Source organism: Henriciella marina (assembly GCF_027213945.1).
GTDB lineage: Bacteria > Pseudomonadota > Alphaproteobacteria > Caulobacterales > Hyphomonadaceae > Henriciella > Henriciella marina_A.
The window spans coordinates 771,514-789,067 of the sequence record NZ_JAPWGW010000001.1 but is presented as its reverse complement, the minus strand read 5'-3'; the positions used below and the strand labels follow the sequence as shown (position 1 = coordinate 789,067).

The window sequence follows — 17,554 nt, the reverse complement described above, 5'->3', positions numbered from 1 at the left end:
GAGGGAGAGCACCCATGCCATTTCAAACTGAAGATCTGCTTCCCGTCCTGGCGCTCGTCGTCTGGACGCTCATCATGTTCATCTGGATGTATCTGACGCGTATTCCTGCATTCCAGAAGGCAGGCATTGATCCGAATGAAGCGCGCCACCCGGATGCTGGCTACAATGCGAAGATCCCGGCAATCGTGCGCTCCATTGCGGACAACTATAATCACCTTCACGAGCAACCGACCATTTTCTATGCGCTGGTTTTCTTTGCAGCGCTGACAGGTGGGGCCGACAATATCTTCATGTATCTTGCCTGGGCCTACGTGGTCCTGCGGGTACTTCATTCCTTCATCCAGGTTCTGTCTTCGCAGGTTGCCCAGCGCTTCCTCGTCTTCGCGCTCAGCACGCTTGTTCTGATCGTCATGGCTGTGAAAGAAGTGATGCGCCTTTTCCTGTAAGGGGGCGCAGACAAGGTGCGGGTAAGCGGCGCGAGGGTGCTTCCCCCGCCCCGCAATAAGGGATAGATGCGGGGCTATGGCATCTATCCCGAACACCCGACTTGAGCAGGTCGTCGACAGGTTCGACGAAGTCGAAGCCCGCATGGGCGCGACGACTGACAGCGACGAAATCGTCGCCCTGTCCAAAGAACACGCCGACCTCAAACCCGTCGCCGACAAGGCAAAGCTCCTGCTCGACCTTCGCGCGGAGCTGAAAGACGCCGAAGCGATGATGAATGGCTCCGACAAGGAGATGGCGGAGCTTGCGGCAGACGAGTTCTACGACATCAAGGAACGTCTGCCTGCACTGGAAAAAGAGGTCCAGCTTCTCCTCATCCCGAAGGATGTCGACGACAAGGCTGACATCGTGCTGGAAGTTCGCGCCGGTACGGGCGGGGACGAAGCAGCCCTGTTCGCAGGCGACCTTTTCCGTATGTATTCGCGCTATGCGCAGCTTCAGGGCTGGAAGGTAGAGGTCATCTCTATCTCCGAAGGCGATGTCGGCGGCTATAAGGAAATCATCGCGACCATTTCTGGCGACGGTGTCTTCGGCCGGCTGAAATGGGAAAGCGGCGTGCACAGGGTTCAGCGCGTGCCGGAAACCGAAAGCGGCGGGCGCATCCATACATCTGCAGCCACCGTCGCCGTCCTGCCCGCGCCAGAGAACATCGAGATCGAAGTGCGCCAGGAAGACATCCGGATCGACACGATGCGCTCATCCGGGGCTGGCGGCCAGCACGTCAACACGACTGACTCTGCCGTTCGCATCACTCACCTTCCAACCGGTATCGTCACAACGAGCTCTGAGAAGTCGCAGCACGTGAACCGTGAGAAGGCGATGGAGCAGTTGAAGATCCGCCTCTATGAGCGCGAACGCGAAGAAAAAGACTCCGCTCGCGCCGAGGCCCGCAAGGATCAGATCGGCTCTGGTGACCGCTCACAGAAGGTGCGCACCTACAACTTTCCGGAAAACCGCGTCTCCGACCACCGGATCAATCTGACGCTCTACGCGCTCGACAAGATCATTGCCGGGGACAAGCTGGATGAGGTCATCACCTCTCTCATCGCTGAGGATCAGGCCCGCAAGCTCGCCGCGATGGACGAGAATGCATGAGGCGCGTACCTATAAGGTCCAGCTTGGTATTGCGTCTACGCGGCTGAAGTCTGCGGGCATAGACAGACCAGCCCGCGAAGCCCGTCACCTGATGCAGCATGTCTGCAGTTTAAGCGCGACCGACCTCATCAATCGTGAGACCGATCTCATGTCGAAAGCTGAGACTGAGGCGTTCTTCGATCTTATCGAACGCCGTTCGCTCGGTGAGCCGTATGAGTATCTGACGGGCGAAGCCTGGTTCTACGGGCTGAAGTTCGCCTGTTCACCCGCCACACTCATCCCGCGTCCGGATAGCGAGGTCGCCGTCGACGAAGCGCTGGCGCGCCTGCCGCTCGGCCGCGTTTCGAAGATTGCAGACCTTGGAACCGGAACGGGCTGCCTGCTTATCGCCCTTCTCAAGCAGGAGCCGCGCCTGACAGGCATCGGAATCGACCTCTCAAGCGCTGCAATTGATATTGCGCGCCGGAATGTCGATGCACACAGCCTTGGTGACCGGGCGCACATGCACGCCATGAGCTGGCGCGACTGGGACGGTTGGGGGGAGGCTGACCTCATCATCTCCAATCCGCCCTATATCCGCAGCGAAATCATCGACACGCTTGATGAAAGTGTCCGGGCCTATGAACCCCATAGCGCTTTGGACGGTGGAGCGAGCGGCCTTGATGCCTATCGCGAAATCATTGCCCTGGCAGCCAGAAACATGAAACCGGGCGCCTGGGTCGTGTTCGAGATCGGTTTCGACCAGGCCGACCAGGTGCGCTTGCTGCTTGAAACCGCCGGTTTTTCATCCATTTCAGTTGCCGTCGACACAGGTCAGCGTGACCGGGTCGTCTCTGCCCGCCTTTGATAGACAGTTCGGGGGCTTGGCGAAGCACCAAATGCACGCTAAGGCTTGTGTCGGGCAGGCGGCTGATGATGAAGACTCAGCCCTGTCACGAGCAAGCAAGACATCACCGAGAATACCCAATCCGGGATGCAGCGCACAGGGTCTGGACAACGGACATAACGGGATCAGGAATTTAGCGTATGCAACGCAAGCGCGGACGCGGCCGTCGTTCAGGCGGCAATAATAACAATAATCCGAACCGGCATTATGAGAGCACCGGCCCGGACGTGAAGATCCGTGGGTCTGCCCAGCAGATTCTGGACAAGTACCAGCAGTATGCCCGTGATGCGATGACGGCTGGTGACCGCGTAAAGGCCGAAGCGCATTACCAGCACGCTGAACACTATGCGCGCATCGTGGCGAGCTTCCAGAAAGACAACAAGCAGCGCAGTCGCAACGACGATAATGACTCCGATGACAATGACGATAATGACAACTCGTCCGATCATCGCAATGAGCAAAGCTCTGACCGTCAGGACGACCAGCGCTCCAACCGCAATCAGAACCGCAAGTCTGACAATGACCAGCAGGATGATAGCGACAAGCGTCAGGACGAGAGCAAGAGCGACGAGAGCGAGCCGAAAAAACCGCGCCGTGGCCGCAAGCCGAAGTCCTCTGAAGACGATCCGATGAAGGTTATCGACTCAGAAAAGGGCGATGAATCCGCCTCGTCTGACGAGGAAGCACCGGCAAAGCCGAAGCGCCGCACCTATCGCAAGAAGGCCGAAGCGAGCGACGACACGTCTGGCGTGATGTCGACCCTGTCGCGCGGCCGCGCAGGCGACGCTGACGAAGACGAAAAAGACAAGCGCCCAGCAAGCGCTGCCGAGTAAGGCGCTGGGCCCTCAAGGTCCGCTGGCGCTCTGACCAGGCGTTCCGAAATAGAAAAACCGCCACCCCGAGGGTGGCGGTTCTTTTTTACCTGCTCTGGCGAGGCCTCGCTACCCGGCGAGCACCTTGCTGCGCTGTTTGTCGAACATCGACCAGACGCCATCATCGCCGTGCCAGTCACCCTTCGTTGCGCCCTTGGAGTACTCAGTGGCGCGCGCTTCGAAGAAGTTCGCATGCTCTACACCGTTGAGGATTTCGGTTAGCCACGGGATCGGGTGTTTCTCGACGCCGTAGATCGGGTCAAGCTTTAGCTGCCCCATGCGCCAGTCCGCGATGTAACGGATATAATTCTTGATGTCCTGCGGGGTCATGCCCTGCACTTCACCCGCCTCAAAGGCGAGATCGATGAACTTGTCTTCGAGTTTCACGACCGTCTGACAGCAATCAGCGATGTCGTCTTTTACCGACTTCGTCAGGGCGCCGGTCTCTTCGGCGAAGGTGTGGAACATCTTCATCATGCCTTCGCAGTGCAGCGACTCATCGCGCACCGACCAGGACACGATCTGCCCCATGCCCTTCATCTTGTTGAAGCGCGGGAAGTTCATCAGCATGGCGAAGGACGCGAAAAGCTGAAGGCCTTCAGTGAAACCGCCAAACACCGCCATCGAGGTCAGGATATCCTTCTCGGTCTCACAACCGAACTGGCCGAGATAGTCATGCTTGGCCGCCATCTGCTCGTATTCCATGAAAGCGCCAAACTCGGAATCCGGCATGCCGATCGTCTCAAGCAGGAGCGCATAGGCCGCGATGTGCACCGTCTCCATGTTCGAGAAGGAGGCCAGCATCATGCGCACTTCAACCGGCTTGAAGAGCGGCATGTAGTTTTCCATGTAGTTGGCGCCGACTTCGACATCAGACTGCGTGAAAAAGCGGAAGATCTGCGTCAGCAGATTACGCTCTTTATCGGTGAGCTTGTTCGTCCAGTCCTTGCAGTCCTCGCCCAAAGGCACTTCTTCCGGCAACCAGTGAACCTGCTGCTGGATTTTCCAGAAGTCATAGGCCCATGGATACCGGAAAGGCTTGTAGGCCTTGCTCGGCGTAAGAAGCCCTGGGATCTGAGTGATACCGTCTGCCATAGGTCTGCCCCTTCATATCCTGTAACACTATATATAGTGCCAAATCACGCATTTGCTCGCAAGATATATACCTTAGAGGGGCGCCATTTTCCACAGCGAATGGTAAACTGTGGACAATTGCCGCGCCGCCCTCGTAACCCCTTAATAGGCAACGGAAATTGAGACCGCACCAAACCTTTGTGGTCCGGCCTGACGCTGAAATTCTTCAGTTCTGTGCACATAGGTGAAGGCGAACTGCACATTCTCAACGTGGATGGCCGCGCCCGCCTGGGCATCAGCGACCAGCTTGTTGCGGTCGGACACCCGCGGACTGTCGCGCCAAGCATTCCCGTCAAGAAACATGTCCCGCAGGACGAAACGCCCTTCAACTCCGGCAAACAGGTAGGCACCGAAGGTCTGCTGGGGCGAAAATGTCCCGGCCCCTGCGAGCGCCGGGCGGATGCGTGGCGGACCAAAATCCGAGCCGAGGTCCCAGCCGATTCGCCCGGTCAGACCGCTGGCCGCATAGGTGCGCACATTTCCAAGCGCACCACCTGCGTGAATGCCGTAGTCGGTCTCAAGCCCGAGCGGCAGGCGGGGGCCTTCATACAAAGCCATGCGCTGCGCAATGAGTTCGAACCCTGGCTCATTTCGAAGCTGGTAATCCCAGCCCCTTGGTTTGTCCTCTTCGATAAGGTCATGCCAGTTGGTCTGGACGAACTTGCCGAGCGCTGCCGGTCCGACAATGCCGAGGTTCAGCTGCAGGACGTCCTGGATATTGTCGTCGCTGGCCACCACGGTGCCTGAAACATAAAGCCAGCCCGCATAAGGCCTGTCATCGGGGTCGGGTTCGGAAAGGGATATGTCGTTTGGCGTGAAGATCGCGTGCGACACCGCGAGGCCCTGGCGCAGCTTGCGCCTGCGGAGGTCAAGCACCGGCACCCGGCGCGCTGCCCAGTCGAGGATGGGAAGGACCCGGTTCTCTGGAGATACGCGCTCTATACGGATACCATTCGTATAGTCGCGGTCCGTACCACCAAACAGATCATTTTCGGATGTGAGTGACCACACGCCGCGCTGGTCCGGTGCAGCAGGCTGGGTGTCATTGCGCACCTCTGCCTCTGCCGGTCGCAGCGCGCAAAAGACGACATTCAGAAGAAGAAGCAATGCAGCGCGCATTCGAGACAGGACCAATAAGCCAGTAGTCGCCGCGCCAATAGCGCAGCTTGTCCAGTCTCGTCAGCTTAAATTCTGGAAACGACTGCGCTTAACGCCTACCGGCGGAGGGTAAAGCTCACACCAGCAAAGTCTTCTGCCGCGCGCTGGCCCTGAAGGCCGCGCTCATTATACTCCACCTCGCGGTGAATATAGCTCAGGGAAAGCTGACCGTTGCCGCGTGTGAAGGACACGCCGGCCTGCATGTCACCGACGGTAACCTGGTCACGAAGGGCCATGCGATTGGTAAAATTGCGATCGCCGTCGGGCTCATAGACCAGCGCTTCGCCGTCAGCACCTGCAAACAGATACCAGCTATCTGGCGCTACATTCTGGCCACGCTGGTCGAAATTCTGACCGATACGGATTTCGCCGCCAACGCTGCGCTGTTCGAAATCGCCATCTCGGCTCAGGCTGACACGCGGTACGACGCCCACATCAAACCCAAGACCAGTGCGCTCCATTGGGGCCGAGATTGCAACCTCGGCATCGAAATCGCTGATCTGGCGCACGGGACGGGTCAGATTTTCGGCGCTACGGCGGCCTTGATACCCGACGATGCCGGCAGAGTTAGAAATCCGCAGGCTGTTCACACTGGGCGGGCGGCTGGCATCAACGCCAATCGGGCGTATCCTGCGCACGCCAAGCACGGGCGCGATCGCAATTTCAGAGGTCGACGAGGTCTGCGCCTGGCTGAAAGAAAAGTTCGAAGCGGCACGGATGGTGGCTTCCGTCTGTTCGTCAGTTGTCTCCACGAGCCGGTAATCAACGTCAGCAGCGGCACCTCTGACAGTCGCAGCAGAAGAGGCTTGTGCCGGGGAACATCCCTGACAGCCCGCGGCGATCACTGAGGCCAAAACCAATAACATTCATCCACTCCAGCCAACCCTAAACCATAGGGTTACGACATTTCGTCCCTCTTGTAGCACAGACGATCGTGCTGTCACAGGGGTATTCCAATTGCAGTACCAACGAATCCTTACAATTCCTCCATTGAATTGTGGTTCCACAAATTGAGAATTTTCCACGACCTGCCGATACGTTTGGTTAACATTTTCTCGCAGACGGGTCTGTAATTGGCCAGGCGCGGCCCTTTGAAAGGACGCCGTCGCATAAAGACTATTGAGCGCCAACGCGGTTTTGTTACATGGTAACGGCAATGATAACGCCGCGCTCATCTTTCGCCATAAAGACCTTGATCGTCGCCCTGCTCCTCTGGGTTCAGGGCGCGGCGCTCCATGATGCGGCGGCTCATGGCGATGAACCGCATGAACATTACGGCCTGACATGCGATCTTGAACATGTTGTCGCCCCTCAGATTGCCCCGCTTCCGGCCACGCCGACGCTACCAACGCCGCCACGCGGGGTCGAACTGATAGACGCGCCCGCTCTTGATTACAGGCCGTGGTCGCGCCCTCCTGGGCAGGCTCCACCACCCCGAAGTCCCCCTAACCCCCAATCAGTAGTACTGACGCCGCCCGACCATACCGGCATCCAGACCGCGCGCGGGCGACCTACCTGTTGATTGAGGGGAATACCCAGACATGACTTCCAGAATTTTGCGCCGCACGCTTGCGGCAACCCTGCTTGTGGGCGCCAGCCCGCTTGCAATCGCACAGAACGCAGATATCGCGCCCGCCAACGAGAGCACGGAACGCCTCTCCACCGTCATCGTCTCCGGTGTCGGCCCGCAGCGCGAAACCGATGAAATGATCGGCAATGCGAGCGCCGTGTCACGCGGCGAGATCGTCGAACGCCTTCGGGCTTCACTCGGCAATACGCTTGATAGCGAACCTGGCGTCTCCACGACACATTTCGGCCAAGCCGCCAGTCGCCCTGTCCTGCGCGGTCTTGGCGCCGAACGCGTCCTGGTCCTGACCAATGGTATCGGCGTGATTGACGCGTCCGCCGCCTCCCCCGACCATCAGGTCGCTGGCGACGGCATTGATGCGGAGAAGATTGAAATCCTGCGCGGTCCGGCGGCGCTGGCCTATGGCGGCCAGGCAATTGGCGGCGTGGTGAATGTCATCGACGGCCTCGTCGTTGAGGACCTTCCTGAAGAGCCTGTCTCCGGCGAAGCCTATGGCGCCTATAACAGCGTCAATGAAGGTCAGGAAGGCGCTATCAAGGGGCGCTTCACCACCGGGCCGTTCGTGCTCTCGCTGTCGGCGTCGGCACGCGACTTCGACAACTACGACATTCCCGGCTTTGCCGAATCCTCACGCCTGCGCGCCCTGGAAGCGCTTGAAGGCGACGATCATCATGAAGAGGACGGGCATGAAGGGGAAGAAGATCCTGAGGAGCATGATCACGAGGTGCACGAAGACGAGGAAATTCGGGACACGCTGGAGAACTCCTTCGTAGAGACTGAATCCTTTGCAGGTGGTCTTTCCTGGGTTGGTGATGGCGCCTTTGCAGGTATTGCTGTGCGCCGTCAGACATCTTCCTACGGCCTACCCGGTCATAGCCACGCACATGAGCATGGTCATGAAGACGAGCATGATCATGAAGATGGCGAAGATCATGATGAAGATCATGATGAAGATCATGACGAGGATCACGAGGAAGAGCACGAGGAAGGCGAAGAGAACCCGTTCATCGACCTCGAGCAGACCCGCTATGATTTGCGCGCTGGCGCTGACCTGAATGTCGGTCCGTTCACCCGCATCGCCGGTAATATTTCCATCGCAGACTATGAGCACACCGAGTTCGAAGCGCCGGGCGAACCCGGCACCAAGTATGAAAGCGACGGTGCTGAAGGCCGTGTCGAGCTTGGAACCGGTTTCGGTGACTGGGAAGGCGCAGTCGGCGTTCAAATCCTCGACAAGACACTGGACGCATTCGGTGACGAGGCCTTCATTACAAAGACCGACACCATGTCGACCGGTGTGTTCCTCTACCAGACAAGGGAATGGGCCAACGGCTTCGGTGTCGAAGGCGGTCTTCGCTACGACTCGGCCGAGCTGGACAATATCGTTGCCGGATCTCGCGAGTACGACCTCTTCTCCGGCTCTTTCGGCGCACACCAGCACTGGGAGAATGGCTGGTTCGTCGGTGGTCAGATCAGCCTGACCGAACGCGCACCAAACGAAAGCGAGCTCTTTGCTGACGGCGCACACCTTGCCACCGAACAGTATGAAGTCGGCGACAATACGCTGGACAAGGAACGCGGCCTGAACTTCGAAGGCACGGTCCGCTGGCGCGGTGACACGGGCTTCGGCTTCGGGGCAAACCTGTTCCACACAGAGTTTGACGGCTTCATCTACCTGACGCCAGGCCTCGCCTTTGATGATGATGGTGACCTCGTCGACGAGATTAACGAACTCCCCGTCTATCTCTTCGCGCAGGAAGACACGAGCTTCACGGGCGGCGAAGTCTATGTCGACTACCTTCTCTCCGGCGGCCCGCTCGGCGCAGACTGGCGCGCTGAAGCCAATGTCGACTTTGTCAGCTCCGACATCGATGATGGCGGCAACGTGCCACTTCTCCCGCCAACGACTTTCAATGCTTCCCTCGATGGCGACTGGGGCCTCTGGAAAGCCGGAGCAAGCGTGATCGTCGCAGCCGACCAGGACGATACCGGTGTTGGTGAGCTGCCAACCGATGGCTACACGACCTTGGACCTTCGAGGAGCTCTGTCACTGGCGGATCTTGGCGTTGGCCGTGAAGGCACCGAATTCTTCCTCGAGGCGCGCAACGTCACGGATGAAGAAGTTCGCTACGCCACCTCCGTACTGAAGGACACCGTCCCAGCCCCCGGCCGCAACTTCCGCGGCGGTGTAAGGATCGTGTTCTAGGCCAGCGGCTCCAGCTTACACTCAACCCCCTCGTCCTTCGACTTTGCTCAGGATGAGGGCGTTGAAATTGCTACCGCTGCGAACATGAAGCACGAGCGGCGTATCTCAGCATCCAAACTAAACAAAAACCCCGGCTCATCGCTGAGCCGGGGTTTTTCTTATTCCCTCAGACGAAGATGAAAAACTGCGCCTACTGGCAGGCGAGGCATTCGTCATAGTCAGTGTTCGGCACGTCCATACCGGTTGCCTTTTCCTTGTCGGCGGCGCCCGCAAAGCTAGCGCGCTGGACCGATTTGGAGCGGCAGTAATAGAGAGACTTCAGGCCTTTTTCCCACGCCGTCCAGTGCAGCATGTGAAGGTCCCACTTATTGATGTCGGCCGGCAGGAAGACGTTGAGCGACTGACTCTGACAGATATACGGCGTGCGGTCTGCAGCCAGCTCAATGATCCAGCGCTGGTCGAGCTCGAAAGCTGTCTTGAAGACGGATTTCTCATGCTCGTCGAGGCATTCGAGATGCTGGACGGAGCCCTCATTCTCGAGGATCGAATTCCAGGTCTCTTCGGTGTTCGCGCCCTTCTGCTCGAGCACACGCTCCAGCTGCTGGTTCTTCACCGTGAAGGAGCCTGACAGCGTTTTGTGCGTGTAGACGTTTGCCGGGATCGGCTCGATGCCAGCAGACGTGCCGCCGCAGATAATCGAGATCGACGCGGTCGGCGCAACGGCCATCTTGTGGCTGAAGCGGGCCATCATGCCGGCTTCGCGCGCATCTTCACATGGGCCACGCTCCTTGGCGAGCTTGACCGATGCCTGGTCGGCGCCGGCGCGGATGTGCTTGAACATCTTCTCGTTCCAGACTTTCGACATCGCGCTTTCGATCGGCACGTTCATCGTCTGCAGGAAGGAGTGGAAGCCCATCAGGCCAAGACCGACCGAGCGCTCACGCTTTGCCGAATAGACAGCGCGGGCCATCTCGTTCGGCGCGCGCTGGATGAAGTCTTCCAGCACATTGTCGAGGAAGCGGAAGATGTCTTCCAGGAAGTTCTCGTCTTTTGACCATTCGAGGAATTTCTCGGCATTGACCGAAGACAGGCAGCAGACAGCCGTGCGGTCTTCGCCATTCTGGTCAACGCCCGTCGGAAGCGTGATTTCCGAACAAAGGTTCGACTGGTGGACCTTGAGGCCAAGCTTGCGCTGGTGCGCAGGCATGGCGTTGTTCACCGTGTCTGTGAAGAGCAGGTATGGCTCACCGGTCTGGATGCGCAGCTCGAGGATCTTCTGCCAGATCTTGCGTGCATTGACGGTGCGCAGCACTTCGCCGGACTTTGGCGAACGCAGGCCGAACTCTTCATCCTTGCGGACGGCTTCCATGAACTCATCGGTGATGTTGATGCCATGGTGCAGGTTGAGGGACTTGCGGTTGAAGTCACCCGACGCTTTGCGGATTTCGAGGAATTCCTCGATTTCCGGGTGGTGCACATCAAGATAGCAGGCAGCCGAGCCACGGCGCAGCGAGCCCTGGCTGATCGCAAGCGTCAGGCTGTCCATCACACGGATGAAAGGAATGATGCCGGAGGTCTGTCCGTTCTGGCCGACTTTCTCACCGATGGAGCGGACATGCCCCCAATAGGTACCGATACCGCCACCATTCGAAGCAAGCCAGACATTCTCGGTCCATGTCTCCACGATATCGTCGAGCGAGTCGCCAACCTGGTTGAGGAAGCACGAAATCGGAAGACCGCGATCAGCGCCGCCATTTGAGAGCACGGGCGTCGCTGGCATGAACCAGAGGCGTGACATGTAGTCATAAATTCGCTGGGCGTGATCCTGATCGTCAGCGAAAGCCTTCGCGACGCGGGCGAACATCTCCTGATAGCTTTCCCCGGTGAGGAGGTAGCGGTCTTCGAGCGTCTTCTTGCCGAACTCGGTCAGCAGCGCATCGCGCGACTCATCGATCGTGATCTCGATATCGTTAACGACCTTGAGATCCGGACGCGGTGTCTGGCCCTTCGGCTTGCCCCGGCGAAGCGCGGCGGATGTTTTGGTCGCAACAGTGCTCGCAGACATGGTGTCTTTCCTCTCAATCGGCCCGTCAAATATAGGGATTTAGCCCCAGAAGCGCCATATGCGGTGCCTCTACCCCGTCCCAATACTAGATATAGTGTTCCTAAGGTTAAGGCTTGGTCAATGGGGACTCTGCCGAATTTACGACGGTTGCCGTGGAATTCTCGCCGTCTTCGGTGGGATTCCTGTCCGCAACGCCCGTCACTAAAAGCGATAAACAAATTGAAGGAAATTTCATTTCGGATGCGGAAAGATCTGGGCCACTGGCGCTCAAACGCGCACCGATGGAAACTCTTTTCCGCAAGACGATAAACACCTTTCAATATGCAGGCGATCGGTCCTCGAATCACCCCTCGCCCTCTGCCGATGAGACCTCCCGGTCGGACACGTCCGGGAAGAGCCGGGCTACCGACTGATTCCACTCATAAAGCCTCGGCCAGTTGTCCCCGCCATTCGGCATCAGGCCGAGCCGTACGATGACGAGATCTTTTGAGGGAACAACCCAGATCGTCTGGCCCTCATGCCCCTGCGCCGAGAAGGCATCAAAGGGTGGTGTCGTTGCAGCTTGCCCGGCAGGCTCTGGCGCGGGGTCTGCGCCAAGCCACCAGCCTGCGCCGTAGACATTGGCCCCGGTGGATACAGGGTCCCGGCGGGAAAAGTCGACCCAACCTTCGGGCAAGAGCCGCTCGCCATCCCAGATGCCATCACGCAGATAGAGATAACCGAACTTTGCAAAGTCGCGCGCCGAAGCCCAGACGAGTGAGCCGCCGAGGAAGGTACCAGCGGCGTCAAACTCAGGCTGCGCATCCATGCCGATGGGGTCCGCCAGCACAGCTCTAATGAACGCGCGCATCCAGAATTTGCGACCTTGGACGCTTAAAGCATCGTCACACCCCCCGTCGCTCGCCTCTCGACAGTGCAAAGTGTCTTCGTGAACAGTCTGCAGCGCCCATCCGATCAGATGAAATCCAGCCGTGGAGTAGTTCCACACCGCACCGGGGTCGTGCGCCAGCTCGAACTCATCCACTATATGTTGTGCTACGTCGAACCGGCCGGGGCCGTACATCATCTGCACGACGTCATTGTCGGCGAGCCCGGTCGAGCCGATTTCGAGATAATCGAGCCCATCCGTCATCGTGAGCCATTGACGCCAGGTGATCTCACCGCGTGGATCGCCCTCTTGAAACGGGGTCGGCATCACATAGTCGATATCTTCGATCAGACCGAGTTCGACCGCCCGGCCAACGAGCGCAGACGTAATCGATTTCGCCATCGACCATGAAACCTGTTTCGTATCCGGCCCGAACCCGTCGGCATAGGACTCGGAGATCAGACGTCCCTCATGGATAATGATGATCGCGCGCGTCTGGCCCATCGGCTCTGTTACGCTTGTCGCCATCGCATCGCGGACAAGAAGCGAAAGCTCTTCATCGATCCCGGCAGGCACCTCGCCCTCGGGCCAGTTTTCAGTGGGCCAGGCAACGCCGTCAGGCTGCGGCGGCAGCGGGACGAGGCCCTGCGCACTGGCCTGCAAGCCGACAACGCAGGCGGCTGCGATGAGGAGAGACTTGAACAACATCGACGCGCTCCGTAACGATTGTCACAGCACATCTAGAGGCAGAGCATGAAACTCGTCAAAGCCGCAATCGTCATCGTGATCATGTTGGGCGTTGCAGCACTTCTCGCCTGGCAATTCATGATCAAGGACCAGATCGATCTTGCCCGTGTCGCGACGCCCTATGGCGCCAAAATGGTCTGCTCGTGTCGGTTTGTTGCAGAGCGCCCCATGGAGAGCTGCCTTGCCGACTTCACCGAAGATGTGAGCGCTGTAAGCTTCCACGAAGAGGACAATGCCATACGCGCAACTGTGCTCGGCGGCGTGGTCAGCGCCACCGCTGTCCATGAGGAAGGTCTTGGATGTTCGCTGATTGAACAGGCGCAGTAAAACTGCTCAGGGCGCGGGCGCGCTCTCTAAGACCTCTGCGTCAGTATCGAACAGGTCACCATATCTCGGCGCGAGCTCATCGACGAAGACCGAGGCGGGCACCGCAATCTCATACGGCCCTTCAGCATAGGCACCGACCGTGTAAGGCTGAAAATGATAGATGAGCCCGGCTGGTGCTTCACTGTCCATCCCGCGCGCAATGGTGAAGTTTTCGAAGATCGCCTCATTATTGTCGAATGCCGCCCTCAGCCAGCTATCCATCAGCTGCTCGTCGCTAAGGCTTTGATCGTTCATACGCTCGCGCTTGGCGGCAATCAGGGCCGCCTGTAACGCATCCGCCATGACGGATCGGGCTGCCACGTCATCCTCAAAAAGGTCCTCGAAGCTGATTTCCTCGCCAAGGCCCTCATCCCAGTTCAGCACATCGAACTGGAAGTTGGGATGCGCGCCGCCAGCATAGGCTGCGTAGGAGCCGAGGAAGGATCGGAGCGTTCCTTCGCGGGGGCCGACTTCATCCCAGCTGACGGTCAGCGAGTGGGGCCGGAAAGCGTAGCCTTCATTCTCTGCATCAGCGCGGTCATTCTGAGCAGCCGCCAGGAAGGCTTCCTGGCCATCCGCTGCACGCTGACGGATCAAAGCCGCCAGCTCCGGATCGATCTCGTCTATGCGCGCTGGAAGCCGGATATCGATGGAGGCCGCTTCAGTCCCGCTGACGATGGCGATGCCACTGTTCGGATCAGCAAACCCGTTGCTAGCGGGCTGCTCAGGCCGCGGCAGCTGCGAGACGCGAACGTTCTCAGACTGATCTGCTCGCTCTGCGCCGCATGCCACGAGAAAGATGGCACCCATCAGGAACACGCTGGCTTGCTTCATGGCCTCGCCCTCAAACGAAACGGAATCAGAGGGTTATAGGCTCAACAATTCCGGATCACCACCCTGGGCCGTGATATCCACCGTGACCACACGCTCGCTTGCGAAGCGGAGCATGTAGTGTGGGCCGCCTGCCTTGGGCCCGGTGCCGGAAAGACCCTCGCCGCCGAAAGGCTGCACACCCACCACGGCACCAGTCATTGAGCGGTTGATATAGGTGTTACCCGCCTTCACAGCGTCGCGGACCTTGGCCGCAAAGCTTTCAAGGCGCGAGTGAACACCAAGCGTCAGGCCATAGCCTTTCGCCTCCAGCGCCGCCCCGACTTCGGCGATATTGTCCGGTTTGTAGCGCACCACGTGAAGCACCGGTCCGAACGTCTCTTTCTCGATCTGGTCGAGCGACTTCAGCTCAATGATCGATGGACCGAAGTAGTGTCCGCCTCTCGGCGTCTCCAGCTTCTTGATGACAGATGCCTCTGCCTCCATGCGCGCCATATAGGCCTGCAGCATCTCATGAGCATCGCTATCGATGACTGGTCCGACATCGGTATCGGCGCGCCCCGGATCCCCGATCTTCAGCTCATCCATTGCGCCCTTGAGGCCCTCCAGAATGAAATCCGCAGTCGCATCAGGCAGGAAGAGGACCCGCAGGGCGGAACAACGCTGCCCCGCAGACCCGAAGGCCGACCCCAGTACATCATCGATCACCTGCTCGCGAAGGGCCGTCGTGTCGACAAACATGCCGTTCAGACCGCCGGTCTCAGCGATCAGGGAAATGATGGGCCCTTGCCTGTCTGCTAGCGTCTTGTTGATCAGACGGGCCGTATCCGTGCCGCCGGTAAAACAGACGCCGCTGACACGAAGGTCCCTCGTAAGTTTTGCGCCCACCGTCTCGCCGCGACCCGGGACGAGGTGAAGCGCACCGGCAGGAAGACCGGCCTCCTGGAAAATGCGGACCGCTTCAAAAGCAATGATCGGCGCCTGCTCTGCAGGCTTGGCAACCACCGTATTGCCAGCGCCCAGCGCAGCTGTGATCTGGCCCGTGAAGATCGCCAGCGGGAAATTCCAAGGCGAGATACAGGCAAACACGCCGCGGCCATGCAGCGAGATGTGGTTGGTCTCACCCGCCGGCCCCGGAAGGCGGGTGCGGCCTTCGAACTTTTCTTCGGCCTGCACCGCATAATAACGGCAGAAATCGACGGCCTCGCGCACTTCCGCGATGCCGTCGACAAACGTCTTGCCGGCCTCTTCAGCCATGAGGGCGACCAGCCGGTCCATATTGGCCTCAAGCGCATCGCCCATATCAGAAAGGATTTTCGCCCGCTTTGCCCCACCGAGGGCGTCCCATTGTGGCTGAAAGGCTACAGCCGCATCGAGCGCCGCATCGACATCGGCGTCGGATGCTTCGCGCACTGTACCGACACGCCGCGACGTATCGGCTGGCGCAAACACCTCTACGCCGCCATCGCTTAGCAGCTTACCGGAGATGATCGGCCCCGCGACGAGCGCCTTGCCCGCTCTCAGCTCATCGACATGGTCTTCCAGAACCTTGCGCTCGCTTGCCTGCGACAGGTCCACTCCGATGGAGTTCTTACGCATCGGGCCATAGAGGCGCGGCGGCGTCGGAATGCGTGGATGGCGGCGGGGGCCGGCCTCGACTTTCGCAATCGGGTCATCGACCACCTTCTCGACATCGACATCCGGGTCGAGGAAGGAGTGGACGAAGCTCGTATTCGCGCCATTCTCCAGAAGACGGCGCACAAGATAGGGTAGAAGGTCCTTATGCGCGCCAACCGGTGCATAGACGCGAACCTTGTCGCCTTTTTCAGCCGCGCCATAGAGCGGCTCACCCATGCCATGCAGGCGCTGGAATTCGTAATTCGTGACGCCCTCTGCTTCGGCCATCATCAGGATGGTCGCGAGCGAGTGGGCATTGTGCGTCGCAAATTGCGCATAGATGCGCGGGCCTGCCTGCAGCAGAGCATGTGCGCAGGCGAGATAGTTGATGTCGGTGCCATGCTTGGTCGTGAAGACCGGGAAGTTCACCATGCCCTCTTCATGGGCGTGCTTGATCTCTGTGTCCCAGTAGGCGCCCTTCACCAGACGCACCATGAGGCGCATGCCGGTCTCCCCGGCAAGTTCCGACAGGCGCTTGATCACATCCTGCGCGCGCTTCTGATAGGCCTGCACCGCAAGGCCAAGACCGCTCCAGCCTTTCAGCGATGGCTCACGCATCAACCGCTCAAGTAGCTGCAGCGAGATAACCAGCCTGTCGGCTTCTTCGGCATCAAGACAGAGATTGATATTCGCCTTGGCGGCATCCTCGCAGAGCGCGAGCAGACGCGGGTAAAGCTCTGCATGGACGCGGGCCTCGTTGACCGCTTCATAGCGCGGATGGAGCGCTGACAGCTTCACCGAGATGCCGTTCTTTGCTTCCGGCGAGAGAGACGCATCACCATCTGACCCCACCGTCTTGATCGCTTCGCGGTAAGACTGGAAGTAGCGCTCGGCATCATCATTTGTGCGCGCGCCTTCACCCAGCATGTCAAAGCTGAAATTGGCCGCTTCACCGGCCTTCACTTTCTTGCGGCCGCGCTTCAGTGCCTCATCAATGGTCCGGCCCAGCACGAACTGCTCGCCCATGATCCGCATGGCCTGCATCATGGCCGCGCGGATGACTGGCTCGCCGCTTTCGCGAACGAGGTTGGATACGAAAGTAGAGGGGCCGCGCTTGGCATCGCTCGGTGCGCCGATGACGCGCCCGGTCAGCATCAGCCCCCAAGTCGAGGCATTGACCAGCCAGCTATCGGACTGGCCCGAATGCGCGCCCCAGTCGCCGGAGCGGATTTTCTCAGCAATGAGATCGTCGCGCGTATCGGCATCCGGAACGCGAAGGAGCGCTTCGGCAAGACACATCAGCGCCAGGCCTTCAGAATTGGAAAGCCCGAATTCCTCGAGGAAGCTTTCCATCATGCCTTTTGGACGACCGGCCGCGCGGGCGATCTGAACAAGTTCGCGGCCGCGGCGAACCGCAGCGGTGCGCGCGCGTTCATCCAGCGGTAGCGATTTAAGGATGTCGCCGACCAGCGCTTCCTCGTCGGCGAATTTCGTCCTGTCGAGCGCGTCCCAGTTCTTGGTCATGGGCGTCAGCGTATCGGGCATAATGTCCTCCGTAGTCGGCCGGTCCTGCACGATCATCCTATCGCAAACCGTAAGGCGGGTTTACGCCGGACT

14 protein-coding genes are annotated in these 17,554 nt (G+C 59.2%); 6 read left to right on the top strand and 8 right to left on the bottom strand.

Annotation, left to right across the window (positions count from 1 at the left end; translation table 11 throughout):
• Positions 1-14: 14 nt before the first annotated feature.
• From O4G74_RS03990 to O4G74_RS03975, 4 genes are all read left to right on the top strand, one after another.
• Positions 15-446, top strand: coding sequence for an MAPEG family protein (locus tag O4G74_RS03990; RefSeq protein WP_269401365.1), 432 nt, complete (start codon positions 15-17; stop codon positions 444-446).
• Positions 447-522: 76 nt separating this feature from the next.
• A complete protein-coding gene (prfA, locus tag O4G74_RS03985; RefSeq protein ID WP_269401364.1) occupies positions 523-1,599 on the top strand; it encodes a peptide chain release factor 1 in 1,077 nt (358 codons plus the stop codon).
• Positions 1,592-2,446, top strand: a complete 855-nt coding sequence (prmC, locus tag O4G74_RS03980; protein WP_269401363.1) for a peptide chain release factor N(5)-glutamine methyltransferase — start codon at positions 1,592-1,594, stop codon at positions 2,444-2,446. The genes prfA and prmC overlap by 8 nt, the downstream gene beginning before the upstream one ends.
• 179 nt (positions 2,447-2,625) lie before the next feature.
• A complete protein-coding gene (locus O4G74_RS03975) occupies positions 2,626-3,318 on the top strand; it encodes a DUF4167 domain-containing protein (RefSeq protein WP_269401362.1) in 693 nt (230 codons plus the stop codon).
• A gap of 108 nt (positions 3,319-3,426) precedes the next feature.
• On the opposite strand, the gene O4G74_RS03970 is transcribed toward O4G74_RS03975, so the two are convergent.
• From O4G74_RS03970 to O4G74_RS03955, 4 genes are all read right to left on the bottom strand, one after another.
• Entirely contained in the window at positions 3,427-4,452 is a 1,026-nt protein-coding gene (locus tag O4G74_RS03970; protein ID WP_269401361.1) for a ribonucleotide-diphosphate reductase subunit beta, read from the bottom strand.
• A gap of 141 nt (positions 4,453-4,593) precedes the next feature.
• Entirely contained in the window at positions 4,594-5,610 is a 1,017-nt protein-coding gene (locus tag O4G74_RS03965) for a lipid A deacylase LpxR family protein (protein ID WP_269401360.1), read from the bottom strand.
• Positions 5,611-5,705: 95 nt separating this feature from the next.
• Positions 5,706-6,401, bottom strand: coding sequence for a lipid A-modifier LpxR family protein (locus O4G74_RS03960; RefSeq protein WP_269401359.1), 696 nt, complete (start codon positions 6,399-6,401; stop codon positions 5,706-5,708).
• A 419-nt stretch (positions 6,402-6,820) separates the two neighbouring features.
• Positions 6,821-6,949 (bottom strand): hypothetical protein, encoded by a 129-nt coding sequence (locus O4G74_RS03955; protein WP_269401358.1) that lies wholly within the window; start codon positions 6,947-6,949, stop codon positions 6,821-6,823.
• A 241-nt stretch (positions 6,950-7,190) separates the two neighbouring features.
• Here O4G74_RS03955 and O4G74_RS03950 point away from each other — a divergent pair, with 241 nt between their 5' ends.
• Positions 7,191-9,443, top strand: coding sequence for a TonB-dependent receptor (locus O4G74_RS03950; RefSeq protein ID WP_269401357.1), 2,253 nt, complete (start codon positions 7,191-7,193; stop codon positions 9,441-9,443).
• Between the two features lie 190 nt (positions 9,444-9,633).
• Here the strand turns inward: O4G74_RS03950 and O4G74_RS03945 are convergent, their stop codons facing one another.
• Positions 9,634-11,508 (bottom strand): ribonucleoside-diphosphate reductase subunit alpha, encoded by a 1,875-nt coding sequence (locus O4G74_RS03945; RefSeq protein WP_269401356.1) that lies wholly within the window; start codon positions 11,506-11,508, stop codon positions 9,634-9,636.
• Positions 11,509-11,851: 343 nt separating this feature from the next.
• Complete coding sequence (locus tag O4G74_RS03940) at positions 11,852-13,084, bottom strand: serine hydrolase domain-containing protein (RefSeq protein WP_269401355.1); 1,233 nt, start codon at positions 13,082-13,084, stop codon at positions 11,852-11,854.
• Between the two features lie 45 nt (positions 13,085-13,129).
• On the opposite strand from O4G74_RS03940, the gene O4G74_RS03935 reads away from it, so the two are divergent.
• Complete coding sequence (locus tag O4G74_RS03935) at positions 13,130-13,450, top strand: hypothetical protein (protein WP_269401354.1); 321 nt, start codon at positions 13,130-13,132, stop codon at positions 13,448-13,450.
• A gap of 6 nt (positions 13,451-13,456) precedes the next feature.
• Here the strand turns inward: O4G74_RS03935 and O4G74_RS03930 are convergent, their stop codons facing one another.
• Both O4G74_RS03930 and putA read right to left on the bottom strand, forming a co-directional pair.
• The gene (locus O4G74_RS03930) at positions 13,457-14,323 is read right to left on the bottom strand and encodes a DUF3298 and DUF4163 domain-containing protein (protein ID WP_269401353.1); all 867 of its coding nucleotides are present in this window, start codon (positions 14,321-14,323) and stop codon (positions 13,457-13,459) included.
• A gap of 33 nt (positions 14,324-14,356) precedes the next feature.
• Complete coding sequence (gene putA / locus O4G74_RS03925) at positions 14,357-17,482, bottom strand: bifunctional proline dehydrogenase/L-glutamate gamma-semialdehyde dehydrogenase PutA (RefSeq protein WP_269401352.1); 3,126 nt, start codon at positions 17,480-17,482, stop codon at positions 14,357-14,359.
• Positions 17,483-17,554 lie beyond the last annotated feature (72 nt).